Origin of the sequence: Kosmotoga olearia TBF 19.5.1, from assembly GCF_000023325.1 — a bacterium.
GTDB classification, from domain to species: Bacteria; Thermotogota; Thermotogae; order Petrotogales; family Kosmotogaceae; genus Kosmotoga; species Kosmotoga olearia.
In genome coordinates this window covers 1,999,187-2,016,381 of sequence record NC_012785.1, presented here as the reverse complement: position 1 = coordinate 2,016,381, position 17,195 = coordinate 1,999,187, and the positions used below count along the sequence as shown (strand labels likewise).

Genomic DNA, 17,195 nt, shown 5'->3' with positions numbered 1-17,195 from the left:
GTGCTTTGAATGCCCGAAGCAAGAAAACCAGGTATCTCAATCCAGAAACAGGTTGAAGAAAAAGAATTCGAAGAAAGAATAATAGAGATTCGCCGTGTCACAAAAGTCGTCGCTGGAGGTAAGAATCTTTCTTTCCGTGCGGTAGCTATTGTTGGCAATAAAAACGGTAAGGTTGGTCTTGGTGTTGGAAGCGCCAGAGAGGTTCCAACAGCCATCAGGAAAGCTATAATTGCCGCAAAAAAGAACCTTATAGATGTACCGGTTCTCAGAGACACGATCCCTCATGAAGTTCTCGGCAGGCAGGACGCGTCCAGAGTCCTCCTCAAACCCGCTGGTCCCGGTACTGGTATCATAGCTAACACACCCGTAAGAGCCGTTGTTGAACTTGCCGGTATAAAGAACATACTCACAAAATCTCTCGGATCAACCAATCCAATCAATCTGGCAAGAGCGACAATAAACGGTCTCCTTCAGCTGAAATCACCAGCTGAATATGCCAAGCTCAGAAATGTTTCCGTTAAAGAAGTATTCAACGGTGTTTCCGAGGAGGGTGAATCATGGCCAAGAAGCTGAAGATAAAGCTTGTTAAAAGCCCTATTGGATACAATCGAAGGCAGCGTGCCACACTCAAAGCGTTGGGCCTAAGAAAAATCAGCGATGAGGTTGTGCATGATGATTCCCCTCAGATAAGGGGCATGATCAACGCTGTTATTCACATGCTAGAAGTAAAAGAGATAGAAAATTGAAGGGGGTATAGTCGATGGCATTCAGTCTCGAAAACCTTCGCCCTGCACCTGGTTCGCGACCAAAGAGTAAACGAGTTGGTAGGGGTTCCAGTTCCGGAAAAGGAAAAACCTCATCTCGTGGTCACAAGGGACAGGGAAGAGGCACAGGAAAAGTCAGGATGTTCTTCGAAGGTGGTCAGACACCTCTGTTTCGTAGAATCCCGATAAAAGGTTTCAAGAATAGAAATGCAAAAGAGTATGTGATTATCAACCTCTCTACCCTTGAAGAAGTATTTGAAGAGGGAAACGTGATCACCCCAGAAATCCTTCTGGAGAAAAAGATAATTAAGAATTTGAAAGATGGCGTAAAGATACTTGGCAAAGGAGAACTTACCAAAGCGTTGGTCGTTAAAGCTCATGCTTTCAGCAGGACCGCGAAAGAGAAGATCGAAGCTGTAGGTGGCAAGGCTGAGGTGATTTGACGTGTGGAATGCGCTTAAGAACGCCTTCAAAATCCCTGAACTCAGGGATAGGATTTTTTTCACACTCTTTGCGTTGGCCATCTTTCGTTTGGGTATATATATACCAATCCCAGGCATTAACATCAATGCCTGGGCTAGCTACTTTTCTGGTCTTTCTGAAGGAGCTGCCGGAGGCTTCATCGGATTCTTCGATGTTTTCACCGGAGGTGCTCTTAAGAATTTCTCGCTTTTCGCTCTCAGTGTTACACCATACATAAACGCATCAATCATGTTACAGTTACTCGCTTCTGTCGTTCCAAGTCTCAAAGAGATGTTGAAAGAGGGAGAAGAAGGAAGGAAAAAATATGCCCGGCTTACAAGGCGTTTGACCGTGTTTTTGGGCTCGCTCCAGGCTTTCCTTCTTACACTTGCCCTTTCCAACAACCAAGGGCTCATCGCAACACCAAACAGAGCAATTTTTGTACTACTCGGAACGGTGTCTCTCCTGGGTGGTACAATGTTCCTGCTCTGGCTCGGTGAACGTATAACAGAAAAGGGTATAGGTAACGGTATCTCTGTGCTGATATTTGCTGGTATAGTTGCCAGGTATCCTCAATACATCGCTCAGGCAGCAGTGTCCCTTACTCCGCTGCAGTGGATTGTCCTTATAGCTATCGCCGTATTAACAGTTGTTGCCGTTATCTATGTACAAATGGGTGAAAGAAGAATCGAAATACAGTATGCAAGGCGTGTATCTGGAAGGCGTGTTTTCGGCGGCGTTTCAACACATATTCCGATAAAAGTAAATCAGGGAGGCGTTATCCCGATAATCTTTGCGGCAGCAATAATGACGCTACCCCAGATGATTTCCAGTGTCCTACCAGAAGGGAACCTGCTTGGCAGACTGTTTGCTTATTCCTCACCGTTGTACCTGACACTATACGGTCTGTTGGTGTTCTTCTTCACTTATTTCTATAGCACGTTGGTCTTTGATGTTAAAGATGTTTCGAATAACATAAAGAACTACGGTGGTTATATTCCGGGAATTAGACCTGGATATCCAACCGAACGATACATAAGCAGGGTTTTAACACGGGTTACCTTTATGGGGGCTATTTTCCTTGTTATCATTGCCCTGCTGCCGTCTATCGTTCAGGGATTCATAGGAATTCAGATAGTCATTGGAGGTACATCCACGCTGATCGCTGTTGGTGTCGCTTTAGACATCCTTCAGCAGATAGAATCCCACCTTATCGTTAGACACTACGAAGGATTCATCAAAAAGGGTAGACTGCGCGGGAGGAGATGATACAAATGAACATTATTTTGCTCGGTCCTCCCGGTGCGGGTAAAGGAACCCAGGCAAAAAAAATTGCTATGAGATATGGAATCCCTCATATATCGACGGGGGATATGCTCAGGGAAGCCGTGGCTGCTGGCACAGAACTGGGAAAGAAAGTGAAAGAGATCATTGAAAAAGGATTGCTCGTACCTGATGACCTTATGGTTGCTATTGTTGAAGACCGCTTGAAGAAACCCGACAGCGCTAAGGGATTCATCCTTGATGGATTTCCAAGAACTGTCCAGCAAGCGGAAAGTCTGTCGGGGATTTTGGGTAATCTTGGGAAGGAACTTGACGCTGTTATACTCATTGATGCTCCCGAAGAAGTTGTAGTTGAGAGGATATCAAGCAGACGTGTTTGCCCCTCGTGTGGAAAGGTGTATAACCTTCTCACGATTAAACCAAAAAACGATATGCTTTGCGATGATTGTAATATCGGATTGATTCAGAGAGAGGATGACAAACCAGCAACAGTTCGCGAACGTTACAGAGTTTACATGGAAAAAACAGCGCCGGTGATTAATTACTACAGCGAACATGGCTCTCTGATAACCATTGACGGTTCTTTAGACATCGAAGCTGTAACTGAAGAAATATTTAAAAATTTGGAGAATTTGTAATATGATAAGGTTGAAATCTCCTGAAGAAATCCGTAAAATCGAATATGCTGCTAAAATTGTTGCGGAAGTCCTAGAATTGATAAGTGAAAACATACTAAACGGTGCAACCGCATATGATCTGGAAAGGATAGCTGAAGAATTCATCCTTAACGCCGGGGCAAAGCCAGCATTTAAAGGATACAACGGATATCCTTATGTACTTTGTGTTTCTGTGAACGAAGAAATTGTTCATGGATTTCCTTTGAAGGACAAGATCTTCAAAAAGGGAGACCTTGTCACGGTTGACTGTGGTGTAATTAAGGATGGATATTACGGTGATGCAGCACGGACATTCGTTGTTGACAACTTCAATAGTGAAAGAGACAGGAAACTGATGGAAATCACCGAACGTGCCCTTTATATGGCTATCGACGTAGCTGTTCCAGGTAACCGTGTTGGTGATATAGGGTACACGATCCAAAATTTCGTCGAAGCAAATGGGTTTTCTGTAATAAGAGATTACGTAGGCCATGGAGTTGGGATTGCACTGCACGAAGATCCGCAAATACCCAATTATGGTAAAAAAGGAATGGGTGCTTTGTTACGTGCAGGAATGACTATAGCAATCGAACCAATGATATCCAGTGGCAGTTACAGGGTAGAGGTTCTCAATGATGGATGGACTGCTGTTACCATTGATCGTTCGAAGGCAGCTCATTTTGAGCATACAATCGTCATCGAGAAGAATGGTTCGCGTATTCTCTCAAGCTTGTGAGGGAGTGACGTCATGGCTGATAAAAGCGATGTAATTAAAATGGAAGGTGTGGTAATTGAATCAATGCCCAATGCCACATTTAAGGTGAAACTCGACAATGACCATATCGTACTGGCACACATTTCCGGAAGAATGAGGAAAAATTTCATACGTTTGATTCCGGGTGACCGCGTTATCGTAGAAGTATCCATTTACGATCTAAGCAAAGGAAGAATAGTTTTTCGAAAGAAAATAAACAAAGGAGGAGCATAACAGTGAAAGTAAGAGCGTCGGTAAAAAAACGTTGCGAACACTGCAAGCTCATAAAAAGAAAAGGAAGAGTTATGGTTGTGTGTTCGAAAAATCCAAGGCACAACCAGCGCCAGGGTTAAGGAGGGAACGCTGAATGGCACGTATCGTTGGTGTTGAATTGCCAAACAACAAGAAGACCTTTGTTGCTCTAACATACATATATGGAATAGGTCCTGCCAGGGCAAAAGAAATCCTGAAAAACACAAACATAGACGGTGATAAGAGGGTTAAAGATCTCACAGACGAAGAGATCAGTAGAATTTCCAAGTATATAACCGACCATTACAAGGTTGAAGGTGAACTTCGTCAGGAAGTAGAGCGCAATATCAAGAGATTGATAGAGATAGGATGTTACCGCGGCATAAGGCACAAGATTGGACTACCTGTTAGAGGCCAGAAGACCCATTCCAACGCGAGAACAAGAAAAGGTCCAAGGGCCAGCAGGATTAAGAAGAAATAGTTGGGTCTCCGAGGAGGTAAGATGAATGGCAAGGAATAGGTCATCAAGAACCAAAAAAAGAAAAAAGTTAAATATTGATCGTGGTGTTGTCCATATCAAATCCACGTTCAATAACACGATCATCACTCTGTCGGATTTAGATGGGAATACGATCCTCTGGGCATCCGGAGGTACCGTTGGTTATTCTGGATCAAAAAAATCAACCCCTTACGCAGCCCAACTGGCTGCCGACAAGATAGCCAAGGAAGCCTTGAAACTTGGACTTACAAGAGTCTCAATTGAGGTTAAGGGTCCCGGTGCGGGAAGAGAAGCTGCTATTAGAACCATTCAGGCAGCCGGTCTTGTTGTGGACTCTATAAAGGATATCACCCCAATCCCGCACAATGGGTGCAGACCCAGAAGAAGACGCAGAGTATAAACGAGGAGGGAAATGAATGGCCAGATACACTGGACCTGTTTGCAAGCTTTGCAGACGTGAAGGGTTCAAACTGTATTTGAAGGGAGAAAGATGCTTCACTCCCAAATGTGCTGTTGTCAAACGTCCTTTTGCTCCTGGACAACACGGCAGCGCAACACGCAAACTTACACAATATGGTATGCAGCTTAGATCCAAACAGGCGCTCAAAAGAATGTACGGTGTTCTTGAAAAACAGTTCAGAAGGTATTTTGAAATTGCATCCAGAAAGTCTGAAGAAACCGGTACAGCTCTCATTAAAGTACTGGAAAGCAGACTGGACAATGTGGTTTACAGAATGGGCTTTGCTTCCAGCAGAAAACAGGCTCGCCAGCTTGTCAGTCATGGTCACGTTCTCGTAAATGGCAGAAAAGTCAACAAGGCATCTTACAGTGTGAGACCGGGTGATATTATCGAGATCAAAGAAAAGAGCAAAGCAAAAGTTCCTGTTAAAGAAGCGATCGAGGCTTCCAGGAATCGAACCACACCTCCATGGCTGGAAATCGATTTCGATGCGGCTAGAGGAACATTTGTTAGATTCCCTGAGAGAGAAGAAGTAGATATTCCTGTCGATCTGCAATCCATCATCGAGCTCTACTCGAAGTAATGTTGTTACCTTCTTGAAAGGAGGTGTGTGCCCGATACTTGGGCAGTCACAATGGTTGGATTTGTAATGCCAAAATCTCTAAAGATTGAAGAGGAGAGAGAGGAACAGAACAGTTATTACGCAAAGTTTGTCCTTTCACCAATGGAAAGAGGATACGCTGTAACCATAGGAAATGCGCTCAGAAGAGTTCTCCTCTCCTCAATTCCAAGTATGGCAATAACCAGATTGAAAATCCCGGGGAAATATCATGAGTATGATACAATCGATGGGGTTAAAGAGGACATCCTTGAAATAATCCTGAATTTAAAAAAAGTGCAGCTTAAACCTGCCCTAGAGTTTTCTGATCCTGTTAAGCTAAGCATAGAGAAAAAGGGCCCAGCTATTTTAACTGCTGGAGATATAAAAGCTCCTACAGGAGTCGAAGTGGTTAACCCTTCCCAATATATAGCCACCTTAAATGAAGATGCTGCTGTTTACATGGAGCTCTTTGCTGAAATTGGTAAGGGTTTCGTTCCAGTCTCGGAAATGGAGCTGGAACAGGATGTGGAAATGATCTATATAGATGGTATATTCAGTCCGGTTCTTAAAGTCAATTTCATTTCCGAAAATGTTCGTGTAGGAAAGAAAACCGACTACGACAAACTCATTCTGGAAGTCTGGACAAAGAAATCTATAAAACCAACAGAAGCGCTTTTAAAGGCAACAGATATATTGATAAAGCATTTTGAGGTTACCACATCAAGTCTGAATCAGGTACTTGATAATTCAGGAATTTTAGTAAACAGCGCTTCGATTTTTGAACCCGAAGAACCCCAACCGGAAGAAGAACCTGTTGAAGAACCCATCTCAGAAGAGGATTCCGTGCTTTCAAGACGTATAGAAGAACTGGAACTATCCGTAAGGTCGCTTAACTGTCTGAAGCGCGATAAAATCAACACAATTGGTGACCTTATAAGCAGAACAGAGGCTGATCTTCTTAAAATAAGGAACTTTGGTGATAAATCAATGGAAGAAGTCAAGAAAAAATTGAAGGAGAAGTTCAACCTCTCACTAAAGAAAGAACAGTAAAAGAAGGTTAAGGAGGTTGCCCCATGAGACATAGAGTCAAGAAGAAAAAGCTCAACAGACCTCACAGCCAAAGGCTCGCATTAATGCGAGGTCTTGCGAGGGAGCTTTTCGAGCATGGAACAATTATCACCACCACAGCTAAAGCAAAAGCGGTAAAACCCTTTGTCGAATCAATAATAACCAAAGCTAAGAAAGCGGCCCTTTACGCAAAAGAAATCAATGAAAGATCCAACGGTGATCCTGAAATCCAGGCTTTGCGATCAAAAAACGTCGCTCTAAGAAGAGAAATCAACAGGCATTTCAATGACAGAAAACTTGTTAAAAAAATCTGTGATGAGATCGCTGTTAATTACATCGACAGAAACGGTGGTTACACGAGAATTATCAAGGTAGGTAGAAGAAGAGGAGACGCCGCTGAACTCTCTATTCTTCAACTCGTAGAAACAAAAAGCGAAGAAAACGTTGAAAACTAAAGATGGCTACCCGCGGTAGCCATCTTTTTTATCTGCGTCATCCAAGGAGGTAAAATATGCGAATATTCCTGGACACCGCTAATATTGAAGAGATTAAGAAAGCTGTGGCCTGGGGAGTAATCGATGGAGTTACTACAAATCCAACATTGATAGCTCGCGAAAAAGCCCCTTTCACAGAGAGAATAAAAGAAATCTGCGAAACAGTGAAGGGCCCTGTCAGTGCGGAGGTCGTTGCACTGGATTATGAAGGAATGGTGAAAGAAGCACGGGATCTTGCAATGCTCGATGAACACGTCGTTATCAAAATTCCAATGACTCCTGAAGGAATCAAAGCGGTAAAAACCCTTTCATCTGAAGGAATTAAAACAAATGTTACTCTTGTTTTCAGTGCGGTTCAAGCTCTTCTGGCAGCAAAAGCGGGCGCAACGTATGTAAGCCCGTTTATCGGGCGTGTGGACGATATCTCCTCTGATGGCTTGAGGCTTGTTGAGGATATCGTTGCTATATTCTCAAATTATGGTTTTCAAACAAACGTTCTCGCAGCGAGTATACGCCATCCGATGCACGTGCTGGAACTCGCTACAATCGGCGTAGACATTGTAACTATGCCCTTTAATGTTCTCGAAAAACTCTTTCATCACCCCCTAACTGACAAAGGAATTGAAAGGTTCTTAAATGACTGGGAAGAATACAGAAAAGGTACAGGCCTTTGATTTTTGAATAGAGGTGTGTTATATTTAATGCGAGGAAAGTTTGTACTTCCCCTCTTACTTGTTTTTCCCTTCGTAAAACTGCACCAGTGTTAATTCATAAATAATCTTCTTTTTGGAAGGAGGGTTGGTGCATCCGTTTATTCTGGGGATTGCACCGTGAAAATTGAGCCCAAGAAGGAAAAAAAGTGTTGAAAAATCTTCTGAAGAAAAGGAAGTTAAGGAAGTCGAAAGTGTGAGCTCTTCCGAGCAGAATCATTCTGAGAAGGTAAACAAAACTCCTGAAACTTCCGCCAACAAAGATTCTTCCACAACAGATAAAACTGACAACGAAAAAGACCAGAACAACAAGGTCAAGGATACTATCAGGGAAGTGGAAATCGACATTTCCCAGCTTCTCAAAATGCCCATACGTGAACTCTACAAACTCGCGAGAAAATACTCCATCACCGGTTATACACAAATGGCAAAGAAAGATCTTATCTTTGCTGTGCTCAAAGCACAAACCGAATCTTATGGATACTTCTTTGCTGAAGGTGTGCTTGAGATAACTGACGGGGGCTATGGGTTTCTTAGAACCCTTGATAACAATCTCTTACCAAGTTCTAACGATATATACGTCAGTCAATCTCAGATTCGCAGATTCAACCTGAATACGGGTGATTGGGTTGCGGGTCAGGTCCGTTCTCCCAAAGAAGGAGAAAAGTATTTTGCACTGTTGAGAATCGAAGCAATCAATCAAAAACCCGTGTCTTACGCTGAAGAGAGAATAAGTTTCCAGAATCTTGTTCCTGTTTATCCGGATGAAAAGTTCATTCTCGAAACGGAACCATATATTGTTAGCACAAGGATAATTGATTTGTTTTCTCCAATCGGCAAAGGCCAGAGAGGGCTTATCGTCGCACCACCTAAAGCTGGAAAAACCACTCTGCTCAAAGAGATCGCCAATGGAATCGCGGAAAATCATCCAAACACAATACGAATTATTCTTTTGATAGATGAACGCCCAGAAGAGGTTACCGACTTACGAAGGTCAACTGATGCTCACGTAATAGCTGCCCCATTTGATATGTCACCTGACAAACAGATAAGAGTTGCAGAGTTGACACTGGAAATGGCCAAGCGTCTGGTCGAGTTTGGCTACGACGTCGTGATATTGCTGGACAGTATCACTCGTCTTGCAAGGGCATACAACCTCTACGTTCCCCCAAGTGGAAAACTTCTCAGTGGTGGTGTCGACCCATCTGCACTGTATCATCCAAAGCATTTCTTTGGTGCTGCCAGGAATATTGAAGACGGAGGAAGTTTGACCATAATATCCACCGCGTTGGTTGAAACTGGAAGCAAGATGGATGAAGTTATTTTTGAAGAATTCAAAGGCACTGGAAATATGGAATTGGTTCTCTCTAGACAACTCGCCAACAAACGAATATTCCCTGCAATAAATCTAAACCTTTCCGGAACAAGGAAGGAAGAACTCCTGCTTCCGCCTGAAATTCTAAGGAAAGTTTGGGTTCTCAGAAGAATGCTTGCGGGAATCAGTGAAGAGGAAGGATTAAAAGTCATTGTAGATAAAATGAAAACCACTAAATCCAACGAGGAATTTCTTGATCTGATAGATCTCGAAAAAAGCAGATATTGAAAGGTAGGATGAAATGGGATTAGTTATTGGCATCGATCTTGGAGGTACAGAAACTAAAATAGGTTTGGTAGATGAACATGGAAAGATTCTGAACAAAACAACTATTCCCACCCTGGTTTCCAGAGGCCGAGAAGATGTGGTGGCACGTATTGCCAATAGTATACATAATATTCTAGACATCGCAAACGAGAAGGACAAAGTGCTTGCCATAGGAATTGGTTCCCCTGGATCAATAGACAGAGATAGCGGAAAGGTCTTATTTTCACCGAATTTTCCGGATTGGAGAGATTTTCCCCTTGCTTCTATGATAAGAAAACATACAGGATTGGAAACTTTTATTGAAAACGATGCCAACGCTTTTATCCTTGGTGAATGGGCTTTTGGGAAATATAAAGGTAGTAAACATATGATAGGACTCACTATCGGAACAGGAATTGGTAGCGGAGTCATTTCTCACGGTCAACTAATAACCGGCCACAACGGTTATGCTGTGGAACTCGGACATATTATTGTGGAGCCAAACGGTCCACTCTGTGGCTGTGGTTCACATGGCTGTTTGGAAGCAGTAGCATCCGCAACGGCAATTGTGCGTTTTGCTCACGAATATAGAAAGCGTTTTCCTGATTCTGCGATTTTCTCATCTGAAAAAATAGAGGCAAAAACCGTTATAGATGCCGCAAAAAGCGGAGATGAACTTGGAAAAATTATTTTTGATAGGTTTATTGATGCTCTTGCACGTGGAATAGGTGGATTCATTCACACGTTCAACCCGGAAGTAGTAATAGTCGGCGGAGGTGTGAGTAAAGCGGGAGACTTTCTACTAAAAAACCTTAGAGAACGGGTTGATAGATACGTAATGACTTCATTCAAGGGAACGGCCAAAGTAGATCTAAGTGATCTGGTGGAAGATGCCGGAATAAAAGGGGCCGCTTCCATCGTTTTCTATCGCAAGAGGTGATTTTTTCTCAAACGCTGGGTAAGTATGTGAGCCTGCCTTGTTGGTTCTGGTAACCTATATTTTCCTGTATATTTTAGGGTTAATGACATAGCGGTATCAACATCCATCATATGGCCCGGTGAAACAAAAACAGGTTTTGTATTTTTTTTGGTTCTTAAAACTGTTCCAATTATCTCCCCGGTTTTATTATACATATAAGAGAAATCTCCTTTATTTCTACCTGGTTCGTTGTAGCTACCAAACAAATGACTTTTTGCAACACCTAAAGATGGCTTTTCCAATAACAATCCCATATGAGCAGCAATGCCAAGGCCTCGAGGATGCGCTATTCCCTGACCATCAAAAAAGAAAAGGTCAGGAACTATTTTCAATTTTTTCACTGTTTCAATGAATATTGGGCCTTCTCGAAAGGAAAGGAACCCCGACACATAAGGAATATGAACTTCCTGGGTGTGATAGACACTTTCAATCACTTTCAAAGTATCATCCATCACTACTATCACACAGAGCCCTAGATTCTTCTGAGGAAAAGAAACATCCACACCTGCAACGATTGAAACCTTTTTCGCAGGAAATTCAAAGGATAACATTCCTTTCAGGGTTCTCTGGATATCAGCGGCTTCTTCCAGAGAAACATTCCAATCGTGTAAGCACCGAATTTTCATGCTAACCTCCTTTATAAGGGTTCGTTGGAATTATACCCTCTGTTAGGTTAAAATATAAAGGTAGAAGATGGACGTTTGGAGGTGTCTAAATGAGATTTTCAATACCAAGGAATGAATTTTTGACACGCCTCGAATCCGTGTCAACCGCTGTTGCTTCAAAGACCGTTAAGCCTATTCTTTCTGGTATACTCTTCAGAACAGCAGAAGACAGCAAGTTAGAACTTATCGCAACTGACCTGGAGACCTCTATAAAGACTTATGTTCAACCAAGCGAAATCTCCGGAACCGGGCAATTTGTCGTTGACGCGAAGGTTTTGCTTGAAATAATGCGTAATTTACCGGATGGAAAGGTTTTCTTTGAGTTTCAGGACACGAACCTCGTCATAAGAATGGAAAAGAGTCGTTTCGTTCTACCCACAATGTCTGGCGAAGAATTTCCAGAGGTAGAACCCGCTCAGGGTGGATGGGAACTGGAAACTTCCGTTACCGCGCTTGAAATAATGATAGATAGGGTGCTCTTTTGTGCGGCAAAAGATGAATTTATGAGAAATCTCAACGGTGTGTACTGGGAACTCGAAGGTGGTTATCTCCGGCTCGTAGCCGCAGATGGATTCAGACTGGCACTCGCTGAGGAAAAAACAAATCAAAACCTCGAAGATCATTTTCTGTTGACACTTAAAAGTATGAAAGACTTGCAATCAAGCATAAAAACAGCTGGATCAGATGACATGAAGATCGTTTATGATGGCACCCGGGTAGGATTCTATTTTGATGGCACAGAGATGGTGGCGAGAGTTGTTGAAGCCGATTTCCCGGATTATAAAAAAGTGCTTCCTAAAGCCTTCAAAACACGTGTTGTAGCTAACACCTCATCATTATCTGATGCTATCAGACGCGCTTCTATCGCCGCCAGGCTCGGAAGTGATTCTATTAAGATCGAGATCAAAGAGGATAACATGAAACTCATTGCTAAGAGCCCAGATCACGGTGAATCCTCTGAAGAGCTTGAAATAAAGAAAGACGGAGAAGACCTTATCATTGCTTTCAATCCAAAATTCTTGCTGGAAGCAACAAAGAAGATAGATACAGAAGAAGTGGAACTCAACTTTGTGGATTCTAACAGTCCGTTGCAGATGAATCCTGTAGATGTTGAAGGATATCTATACATTATAATGCCAATAAGGCTGATCTAAATGTATCGGGTAGGAATTGGATTCGATGCTCACCCTTTAGAAGCAAACAAAAAAGGATTATATCTTGGGGGTGTAAAAGTATCTGAGGAATATTCCTCAATTGGCCATTCCGATGGCGATGCATTGATTCATGCCATTGTAGATGCAATATTAGGAGCCACGAATGCCGGCAATATAGGTATCTGGTTTCCGGAAAATGAAGAAAATCGCGGAAGGAGAAGTACTGAGTTCCTTGAAATAATACGAAAAAAGATATTAGCAGGAAAATACGAGATACTGAATATCGATTCTGTGATTATTATAGACAAAGTCAGAATGAATCCTCATATAGAAAACATACGACTAAAACTTGCAAGAATTCTTGGCATAAGTAAAGGGAATATAAATGTGAAACCAAAATCTGGAAATACTTTGTATGGAAATTCAGTGTCTGTATATGCTGTGTGTATGTTAAAAAAGGTGGGGACATAGTATGCCGGAATATAGGTACGAAATAATCACCAAAGATGGAAAAACAGAAAGAGGAAAAATTAGCGCAGCTTCCCAACTTGAAGCGTTGCAACTATTGAATAGCCAGGGATTCGTGGTTACATCCATCAAGCCAATTTCAAAGACCCGGAAAAGAAAAAGGTCATTGTTCCCTATACAACCTAAAGAACTTAGCCTCTTTTCAAGACAGCTGGCAACGATGGTATCGTCAGGAGTTAGGATTAGAGACGCACTACAGGTACTTTCAAAACAAACTATGTTTTCTCGTAGATTCAGAAAAATTTTGGTTGAAGTCGTTCTTTTAATTGAATCAGGTGAAGGATTCAGCGATGCCCTTGAAAAAACACGCGTCTTTGATGAACTCTTTGTGAATCTTGTCAGAGCTGGCGAAACTGGCGGCGTACTCGATGAGGCCTTACAAAGGGTTGCCGAATTCTACGAAGGAATGGTTGACCTTCAAAACCAGGTAAAATCAGCAATGTCTTATCCATTGTTCATGATGGCTTTTGCCGTTGGTATCGTTGGAGTTATTTCCTTCTTCATACTACCAAATCTAATGAGTGCCTTTGGTACTGGATTTGAACCTGGCGGAGTTATGGGATTCCTCCTGTGGATGAATTCGCTGCTGACAAATCATGGAGTAGTGGTTGCCATTGCAGTGGTAATGTTCTTTATAGGAGCCAAAATCTTCATGATGACAAAATACGGTCTGATCGTAAAAAATTTTTTTGGATCTATCATTCCACCTGTAAGAAAGTTACGAGAAACAACAGCCCTTGAGCGTTTCACACGTACTCTAGCGGTTCTGGTGGCAAGTGGTGTGGATCTTCCAACATCCCTTGAACTCGCCGCCGAGGTTTCGGAAAGCACCAAAATAATGAACGGAATTTCATTAGCTGTAGATATGATCAGAGCCGGGGAACCTATACACGTTTCGCTAGAAAAGCAGAAGATATTCCCTTCCATCGTTATAAGCATGGTTTCAACAGGTGAGGAAACAGGTAAATTAGATGAAGTTATGTTCAAAGTAGCGGATTTTTACCATGCGCAGGTAACTACCTCTCTCAAGAAACTCGTTTCCTTGGTTGAACCAATTATGATCATGTTTATCGGTGGATTTATTGGCTTCCTTGCTTACACAATGTACAACACAATTTTCTCGATGGAACAAGCAATGGGAGGATAACTTATAGCCATGAATCTCACGGAAACAGTACTGTATATTCTTTTAATCTCATTGGGAATGTTCTTAATCTCTTTCCCGATTATAAATTTCTTTGGGAGTTATAATATAAAACTTTCGAAAATACAATTTGATATCTTTCTGGAAGATGTAAAGCAGGAAGCAATACAGAGTTCAAAGCGAAGAAAAATCTTTTACAACCATACAACAGGGATATTTATAGTATCTACCGGAGGAAAATTTGAAGATTTTCCCGGTACAGCTTCTCAAGATTGTATCTTTGGATTTGAAGATGATGGTTCTTTCTTTATAGAGAAAGGTTCCACTACTTTTTCATTTGAAGATGGTTCTTCGCTGGTTATCATGCCAGTAACCGGTAGAGTAGTTTATTAATAGGAGTGAAAGGGTTGTTCGAAAAGTTCGTAACTGCCATAAATTTCTGGGAAGATCTTGCTGAGATTTCGAGAGTACTCGTCAAGAAAAAATACATAATACCGGTCTTTAGTGTCCTCGAATATGGAGAGAACGCTTTAAAGAAGGCTGCAGAACGCTATTTCGAATACAACGTCCTAGATGTAGATGAAGTTATCACCACAGCCATCCACCCATCAAACGTTGTTTTTCAACATGTTGAGGTTCCGAAGGTAAAAAACGAGAAGAGCCTCATGAACGTGGCCAATTTCAAGATAGCAACTCAGTTCTCTCTTCCGCCAGCTGAAGTCATTCCAAGCCCTTTAAACAGCTTAAAAGCAATTAAGAACTCTGTTATACCAATTTTTGCTGTGACAAGGGACAGATTTTTAAAAAATTTTCTTGAAAAGATTAAAGAAGTTGGTTTCCCCGAACCTGATATTGTGGATATCAATCCTCTCCCGATTTTGAAGCTTCCACCTCGAGAAATTTTTGCTGGTTCCAGAATACTCTTTTCTGTTGATCTGGACTACTCTATTTTGTACATTATCAAAGACTCCGAAATAATTGGAATCAACTACATAGGTGAAGGTTTTAATGCTATCATAGACCACCTAACCAAGCCAGATGAAAGTAAATTTGATTTCTTAAAAAATTTTTTGACCTGTCAAGAAGCTGTCGATACGGACCTTGTTGATGAAGCCTCCAACTATCTTTCTCAGACTATTGGTTACCAGTTAAGGATGTACATATCAAATACATTCTCCAGCTCTCCCAACACCTCAATCAGCGATGAACCTTACTTTGATACGGTTTTTGTAGTAGCTCAAAGTGATCTTTCAACAAAGATCTATGTTGAAACCTTTAAGAGAATACTTGGTGATGAAAAAAATGTTTTAGCTCTACCCTTACGTATGGACGCTTCGCCCCAGTTTTCATACAACGTTGCGGGATTGCTTGTAAGAGGGGGTGAGATTCTTGGTAAACGTAAACTTGCATTCAAAGAAGAGAGTCTATAGCCTTTTCACCTTCTTTGTTGTAATAGGAATATCACTGGGAATAATACTTATGGGAAAATTCATTCTTGCTAAAGGTTTTGAAAGCCGATTGAACCAGATTGCATACATAAAAGGGTACCTGCTGGACAGTGTAGGCATCATTCTAACAGGGGTCCCAAAAATTGACGCCAGCGCAATAAGCACAAAACGAAATGAGTTAGTAGTAGAACAGGCGAAATTGGCCCGGCGTGTTTCTGAATTGAAAAAACATATACGAAGCAAAGAAAAAGAAATTCTTTTTTTTAAAACCCTTGAAGCATTTCTTGAAGACCAAAACGCCATCAGATCAATTGTGACCAGGCTAGATTATGAGGGTGGAACAGGGGTAGCTTACTATTACTTAATCTACGATAGAGACTCAAAAACCACTGTACCTTCACCGGCGCTTAAACCTTCTACCCCATATCAGTTAAATTTAAAAGGCGAGATGGAATTTTCCAATCTTTACACACTAAAGCTTTACGAACTAAAAGTTGGTGATGAAATTGATTAACAACGGAGATAATGAAATAAACAAAGGTTTTATGGAAAATTTTAGCGAAGACGCCTTCTTTCTGGGAGAAAGCCTCCTTGGATCCGGGCAAAATCGGGAATTGCTATTCGTTTCTGAAAAGTACAAGAACAGGATAAAAAGAAAAGTTACCCCTCTCCACAGAAAAGGAATTCCTACAAGAGTCGCTGGTATTTTGATAATTTTAACCACAATAACTGCGTTTCTTCTCTTCGTGGGTTTTTACATGTTTAACGCCTTCAGAGACGTTTCAAGGCTTACCACCGAGATAGAAGAGCTGGAACAAACTTATTATCAGGTTCAAAAATTATCGAAGGTAGCAAATGAAACTGTCGCTTTCCTATCTTCAAAAAGTAATTTTGAAGAGCTGGCAAAATTACTGGGCATTTCTACCAATACGAAGGGAAAAGCGTTAGAAGGAATCTATATAGCGAGTAGCGCAGAGGATACCTTGAAAATAATGGAAAGGCTAACTAATGATCCCAAAGTTATCATGAAAAAAATATCCATAAAGTCTAATCTGGGGTTCCCAATACTTCCTAAAACGGACTTACCGACAAATGTTGTGGTAGAATTGACATTGGATCTCTATGTTACTGATCTTTTCTAAGGGATGTATATTATGCTTGAAAAAATTGCTATTTTTTCTATATTTTTTAGTCTAATAGGTATTTTTCTGTTGCTATCTCTTCTGTTTATACAACCCCTTGCAATAACAGAAGAGAGTGTTGTTTATAACAAACAAGAAGAAATTGATCTTTCATTATTCGAAAAAAATTTGAAGTTAGAAAATTATTTTCAACCACTATTCGCAAAGCCGGAAGAGGTCATCCAATCACTTCTGGAGATTGGTGTGGAAGCCACATCACTGGCTTATAAGAGTTACATAAAACTAAATGATGTCAACTACGCTGTTATTGAAGTCAACAACCAACTTAAAACCGTCAGAGTTGGGGATTTCATTGCTCCATATATTGTGTACGGGATTACAGAATTTGCGGTGCTCCTGAATGATACTCGAAGCAACACCTTTGCCATCGTGAAGTTTTTCCAGGCAGAAAATTAAGAAAATTAATAAAGGAAAAATAAAATAAAAAAATAGCAATTATACGGGGTGATC

At 41.4% G+C, this 17,195-nt stretch carries 25 protein-coding genes; 24 read left to right on the top strand and 1 reads right to left on the bottom strand.

Annotated features, from left to right (window positions below):
- Positions 1-9: 9 nt before the first annotated feature.
- The 16 genes from rpsE to KOLE_RS09450 all read left to right on the top strand — a co-directional run bounded on the left by rpsE (position 10) and on the right by KOLE_RS09450 (position 10,565).
- Complete coding sequence (rpsE, locus tag KOLE_RS09525; RefSeq protein ID WP_015869209.1) at positions 10-573, top strand: 30S ribosomal protein S5; 564 nt, start codon at positions 10-12, stop codon at positions 571-573.
- Positions 558-746 (top strand): 50S ribosomal protein L30, encoded by a 189-nt coding sequence (gene rpmD, locus KOLE_RS09520; protein ID WP_015869208.1) that lies wholly within the window; start codon positions 558-560, stop codon positions 744-746. Before rpsE ends, rpmD begins: the two co-directional genes overlap by 16 nt.
- 14 nt (positions 747-760) lie before the next feature.
- Positions 761-1,207, top strand: coding sequence for a 50S ribosomal protein L15 (gene rplO, locus KOLE_RS09515; protein ID WP_015869207.1), 447 nt, complete (start codon positions 761-763; stop codon positions 1,205-1,207).
- Between the two features lies 1 nt (position 1,208).
- A complete protein-coding gene (gene secY / locus KOLE_RS09510; protein ID WP_015869206.1) occupies positions 1,209-2,495 on the top strand; it encodes a preprotein translocase subunit SecY in 1,287 nt (428 codons plus the stop codon).
- Between the two features lie 5 nt (positions 2,496-2,500).
- Complete coding sequence (locus KOLE_RS09505; RefSeq protein ID WP_015869205.1) at positions 2,501-3,148, top strand: adenylate kinase; 648 nt, start codon at positions 2,501-2,503, stop codon at positions 3,146-3,148.
- Between the two features lies 1 nt (position 3,149).
- Entirely contained in the window at positions 3,150-3,902 is a 753-nt protein-coding gene (gene map / locus KOLE_RS09500; RefSeq protein ID WP_015869204.1) for a type I methionyl aminopeptidase, read from the top strand.
- 12 nt (positions 3,903-3,914) lie between these two features.
- On the top strand, positions 3,915-4,154 hold the full coding sequence (gene infA, locus KOLE_RS09495) for a translation initiation factor IF-1 (protein ID WP_015869203.1): 240 nt from the start codon (positions 3,915-3,917) through the stop codon (positions 4,152-4,154).
- Positions 4,155-4,156: 2 nt separating this feature from the next.
- Positions 4,157-4,273: a 50S ribosomal protein L36 gene (rpmJ, locus tag KOLE_RS09490; protein WP_015869202.1), complete on the top strand. Its 117-nt coding sequence runs from the start codon at positions 4,157-4,159 to the stop codon at positions 4,271-4,273.
- 14 nt (positions 4,274-4,287) lie between these two features.
- Entirely contained in the window at positions 4,288-4,653 is a 366-nt protein-coding gene (rpsM, locus tag KOLE_RS09485; RefSeq protein WP_015869201.1) for a 30S ribosomal protein S13, read from the top strand.
- A gap of 25 nt (positions 4,654-4,678) precedes the next feature.
- A complete protein-coding gene (gene rpsK, locus KOLE_RS09480) occupies positions 4,679-5,071 on the top strand; it encodes a 30S ribosomal protein S11 (protein ID WP_015869200.1) in 393 nt (130 codons plus the stop codon).
- 16 nt (positions 5,072-5,087) lie between these two features.
- Entirely contained in the window at positions 5,088-5,714 is a 627-nt protein-coding gene (gene rpsD, locus KOLE_RS09475; protein ID WP_015869199.1) for a 30S ribosomal protein S4, read from the top strand.
- A gap of 51 nt (positions 5,715-5,765) precedes the next feature.
- A complete protein-coding gene (locus KOLE_RS09470; protein WP_041288736.1) occupies positions 5,766-6,782 on the top strand; it encodes a DNA-directed RNA polymerase subunit alpha in 1,017 nt (338 codons plus the stop codon).
- Positions 6,783-6,805: 23 nt separating this feature from the next.
- On the top strand, positions 6,806-7,255 hold the full coding sequence (gene rplQ, locus KOLE_RS09465; RefSeq protein WP_015869197.1) for a 50S ribosomal protein L17: 450 nt from the start codon (positions 6,806-6,808) through the stop codon (positions 7,253-7,255).
- 56 nt (positions 7,256-7,311) lie between these two features.
- Positions 7,312-7,968 (top strand): fructose-6-phosphate aldolase, encoded by a 657-nt coding sequence (fsa, locus tag KOLE_RS09460; protein WP_015869196.1) that lies wholly within the window; start codon positions 7,312-7,314, stop codon positions 7,966-7,968.
- 361 nt (positions 7,969-8,329) lie between these two features.
- Positions 8,330-9,607, top strand: a complete 1,278-nt coding sequence (gene rho / locus KOLE_RS09455) for a transcription termination factor Rho (protein WP_041289031.1) — start codon at positions 8,330-8,332, stop codon at positions 9,605-9,607.
- Between the two features lie 13 nt (positions 9,608-9,620).
- Positions 9,621-10,565 carry an ROK family protein gene (locus KOLE_RS09450; RefSeq protein ID WP_015869194.1) on the top strand — a complete coding sequence of 315 codons (945 nt, stop codon included), beginning with the start codon at positions 9,621-9,623 and terminating at the stop codon, positions 10,563-10,565.
- On the opposite strand, the gene nfi is transcribed toward KOLE_RS09450, so the two are convergent.
- Positions 10,550-11,230, bottom strand: coding sequence for an endonuclease V (nfi, locus tag KOLE_RS09445; protein ID WP_015869193.1), 681 nt, complete (start codon positions 11,228-11,230; stop codon positions 10,550-10,552). The two genes, KOLE_RS09450 and nfi, sit on opposite strands and share 16 nt — an antisense overlap.
- Before the next feature lie 89 nt (positions 11,231-11,319).
- Here nfi and dnaN point away from each other — a divergent pair, with 89 nt between their 5' ends.
- From dnaN to KOLE_RS09405, 8 genes are read left to right on the top strand one after another with little or no spacing between them, the layout of a single operon-like run.
- Positions 11,320-12,423 carry a DNA polymerase III subunit beta gene (gene dnaN, locus KOLE_RS09440; RefSeq protein ID WP_015869192.1) on the top strand — a complete coding sequence of 368 codons (1,104 nt, stop codon included), beginning with the start codon at positions 11,320-11,322 and terminating at the stop codon, positions 12,421-12,423.
- Positions 12,424-12,894, top strand: coding sequence for a 2-C-methyl-D-erythritol 2,4-cyclodiphosphate synthase (ispF, locus tag KOLE_RS09435; protein ID WP_015869191.1), 471 nt, complete (start codon positions 12,424-12,426; stop codon positions 12,892-12,894).
- Position 12,895: 1 nt separating this feature from the next.
- Positions 12,896-14,098 carry a type II secretion system F family protein gene (locus KOLE_RS09430; protein WP_015869190.1) on the top strand — a complete coding sequence of 401 codons (1,203 nt, stop codon included), beginning with the start codon at positions 12,896-12,898 and terminating at the stop codon, positions 14,096-14,098.
- A 9-nt stretch (positions 14,099-14,107) separates the two neighbouring features.
- Positions 14,108-14,488 carry a hypothetical protein gene (locus KOLE_RS09425; RefSeq protein WP_015869189.1) on the top strand — a complete coding sequence of 127 codons (381 nt, stop codon included), beginning with the start codon at positions 14,108-14,110 and terminating at the stop codon, positions 14,486-14,488.
- Positions 14,489-14,502: 14 nt separating this feature from the next.
- Positions 14,503-15,525, top strand: coding sequence for a hypothetical protein (locus KOLE_RS09420; RefSeq protein ID WP_015869188.1), 1,023 nt, complete (start codon positions 14,503-14,505; stop codon positions 15,523-15,525).
- Complete coding sequence (locus KOLE_RS09415) at positions 15,485-16,057, top strand: hypothetical protein (protein ID WP_041288735.1); 573 nt, start codon at positions 15,485-15,487, stop codon at positions 16,055-16,057. The genes KOLE_RS09420 and KOLE_RS09415 overlap by 41 nt, the downstream gene beginning before the upstream one ends.
- Positions 16,044-16,685, top strand: coding sequence for a hypothetical protein (locus KOLE_RS09410; protein ID WP_015869187.1), 642 nt, complete (start codon positions 16,044-16,046; stop codon positions 16,683-16,685). Before KOLE_RS09415 ends, KOLE_RS09410 begins: the two co-directional genes overlap by 14 nt.
- A 12-nt stretch (positions 16,686-16,697) precedes the next feature.
- Positions 16,698-17,141: a hypothetical protein gene (locus KOLE_RS09405; protein ID WP_015869186.1), complete on the top strand. Its 444-nt coding sequence runs from the start codon at positions 16,698-16,700 to the stop codon at positions 17,139-17,141.
- Positions 17,142-17,195: the final 54 nt, after the last annotated feature.

Excerpts from the sequence above, each read along its gene's own strand:
- rpsK (WP_015869200.1), top strand. The coding sequence starts at position 4,679 with ATGGCAAGGAATAGGTCATCAAGAACCAAAAAAAGAAAAAAGTTAAAT.
- infA (WP_015869203.1), top strand. The coding sequence starts at position 3,915 with ATGGCTGATAAAAGCGATGTAATTAAAATGGAAGGTGTGGTAATTGAA.
- KOLE_RS09425 (WP_015869189.1), top strand. The coding sequence starts at position 14,108 with ATGAATCTCACGGAAACAGTACTGTATATTCTTTTAATCTCATTGGGA.
- ispF (WP_015869191.1), top strand. The coding sequence starts at position 12,424 with ATGTATCGGGTAGGAATTGGATTCGATGCTCACCCTTTAGAAGCAAAC.
- rpsM (WP_015869201.1), top strand. The coding sequence starts at position 4,288 with ATGGCACGTATCGTTGGTGTTGAATTGCCAAACAACAAGAAGACCTTT.
- fsa (WP_015869196.1), top strand. The coding sequence starts at position 7,312 with ATGCGAATATTCCTGGACACCGCTAATATTGAAGAGATTAAGAAAGCT.
- KOLE_RS09410 (WP_015869187.1), top strand. The coding sequence starts at position 16,044 with ATGAAATTGATTAACAACGGAGATAATGAAATAAACAAAGGTTTTATG.
- rpsE (WP_015869209.1), top strand. The coding sequence starts at position 10 with ATGCCCGAAGCAAGAAAACCAGGTATCTCAATCCAGAAACAGGTTGAA.
- KOLE_RS09405 (WP_015869186.1), top strand. The coding sequence starts at position 16,698 with ATGCTTGAAAAAATTGCTATTTTTTCTATATTTTTTAGTCTAATAGGT.
- rplQ (WP_015869197.1), top strand. The coding sequence starts at position 6,806 with ATGAGACATAGAGTCAAGAAGAAAAAGCTCAACAGACCTCACAGCCAA.
- rplO (WP_015869207.1), top strand. The coding sequence starts at position 761 with ATGGCATTCAGTCTCGAAAACCTTCGCCCTGCACCTGGTTCGCGACCA.
- nfi (WP_015869193.1), bottom strand. The coding sequence starts at position 11,230 with ATGAAAATTCGGTGCTTACACGATTGGAATGTTTCTCTGGAAGAAGCC.
- map (WP_015869204.1), top strand. The coding sequence starts at position 3,150 with ATGATAAGGTTGAAATCTCCTGAAGAAATCCGTAAAATCGAATATGCT.
- rpmD (WP_015869208.1), top strand. The coding sequence starts at position 558 with ATGGCCAAGAAGCTGAAGATAAAGCTTGTTAAAAGCCCTATTGGATAC.
- KOLE_RS09505 (WP_015869205.1), top strand. The coding sequence starts at position 2,501 with ATGAACATTATTTTGCTCGGTCCTCCCGGTGCGGGTAAAGGAACCCAG.
- KOLE_RS09450 (WP_015869194.1), top strand. The coding sequence starts at position 9,621 with ATGGGATTAGTTATTGGCATCGATCTTGGAGGTACAGAAACTAAAATA.
- rpsD (WP_015869199.1), top strand. The coding sequence starts at position 5,088 with ATGGCCAGATACACTGGACCTGTTTGCAAGCTTTGCAGACGTGAAGGG.
- KOLE_RS09430 (WP_015869190.1), top strand. The coding sequence starts at position 12,896 with ATGCCGGAATATAGGTACGAAATAATCACCAAAGATGGAAAAACAGAA.
- dnaN (WP_015869192.1), top strand. The coding sequence starts at position 11,320 with ATGAGATTTTCAATACCAAGGAATGAATTTTTGACACGCCTCGAATCC.
- KOLE_RS09470 (WP_041288736.1), top strand. The coding sequence starts at position 5,766 with ATGGTTGGATTTGTAATGCCAAAATCTCTAAAGATTGAAGAGGAGAGA.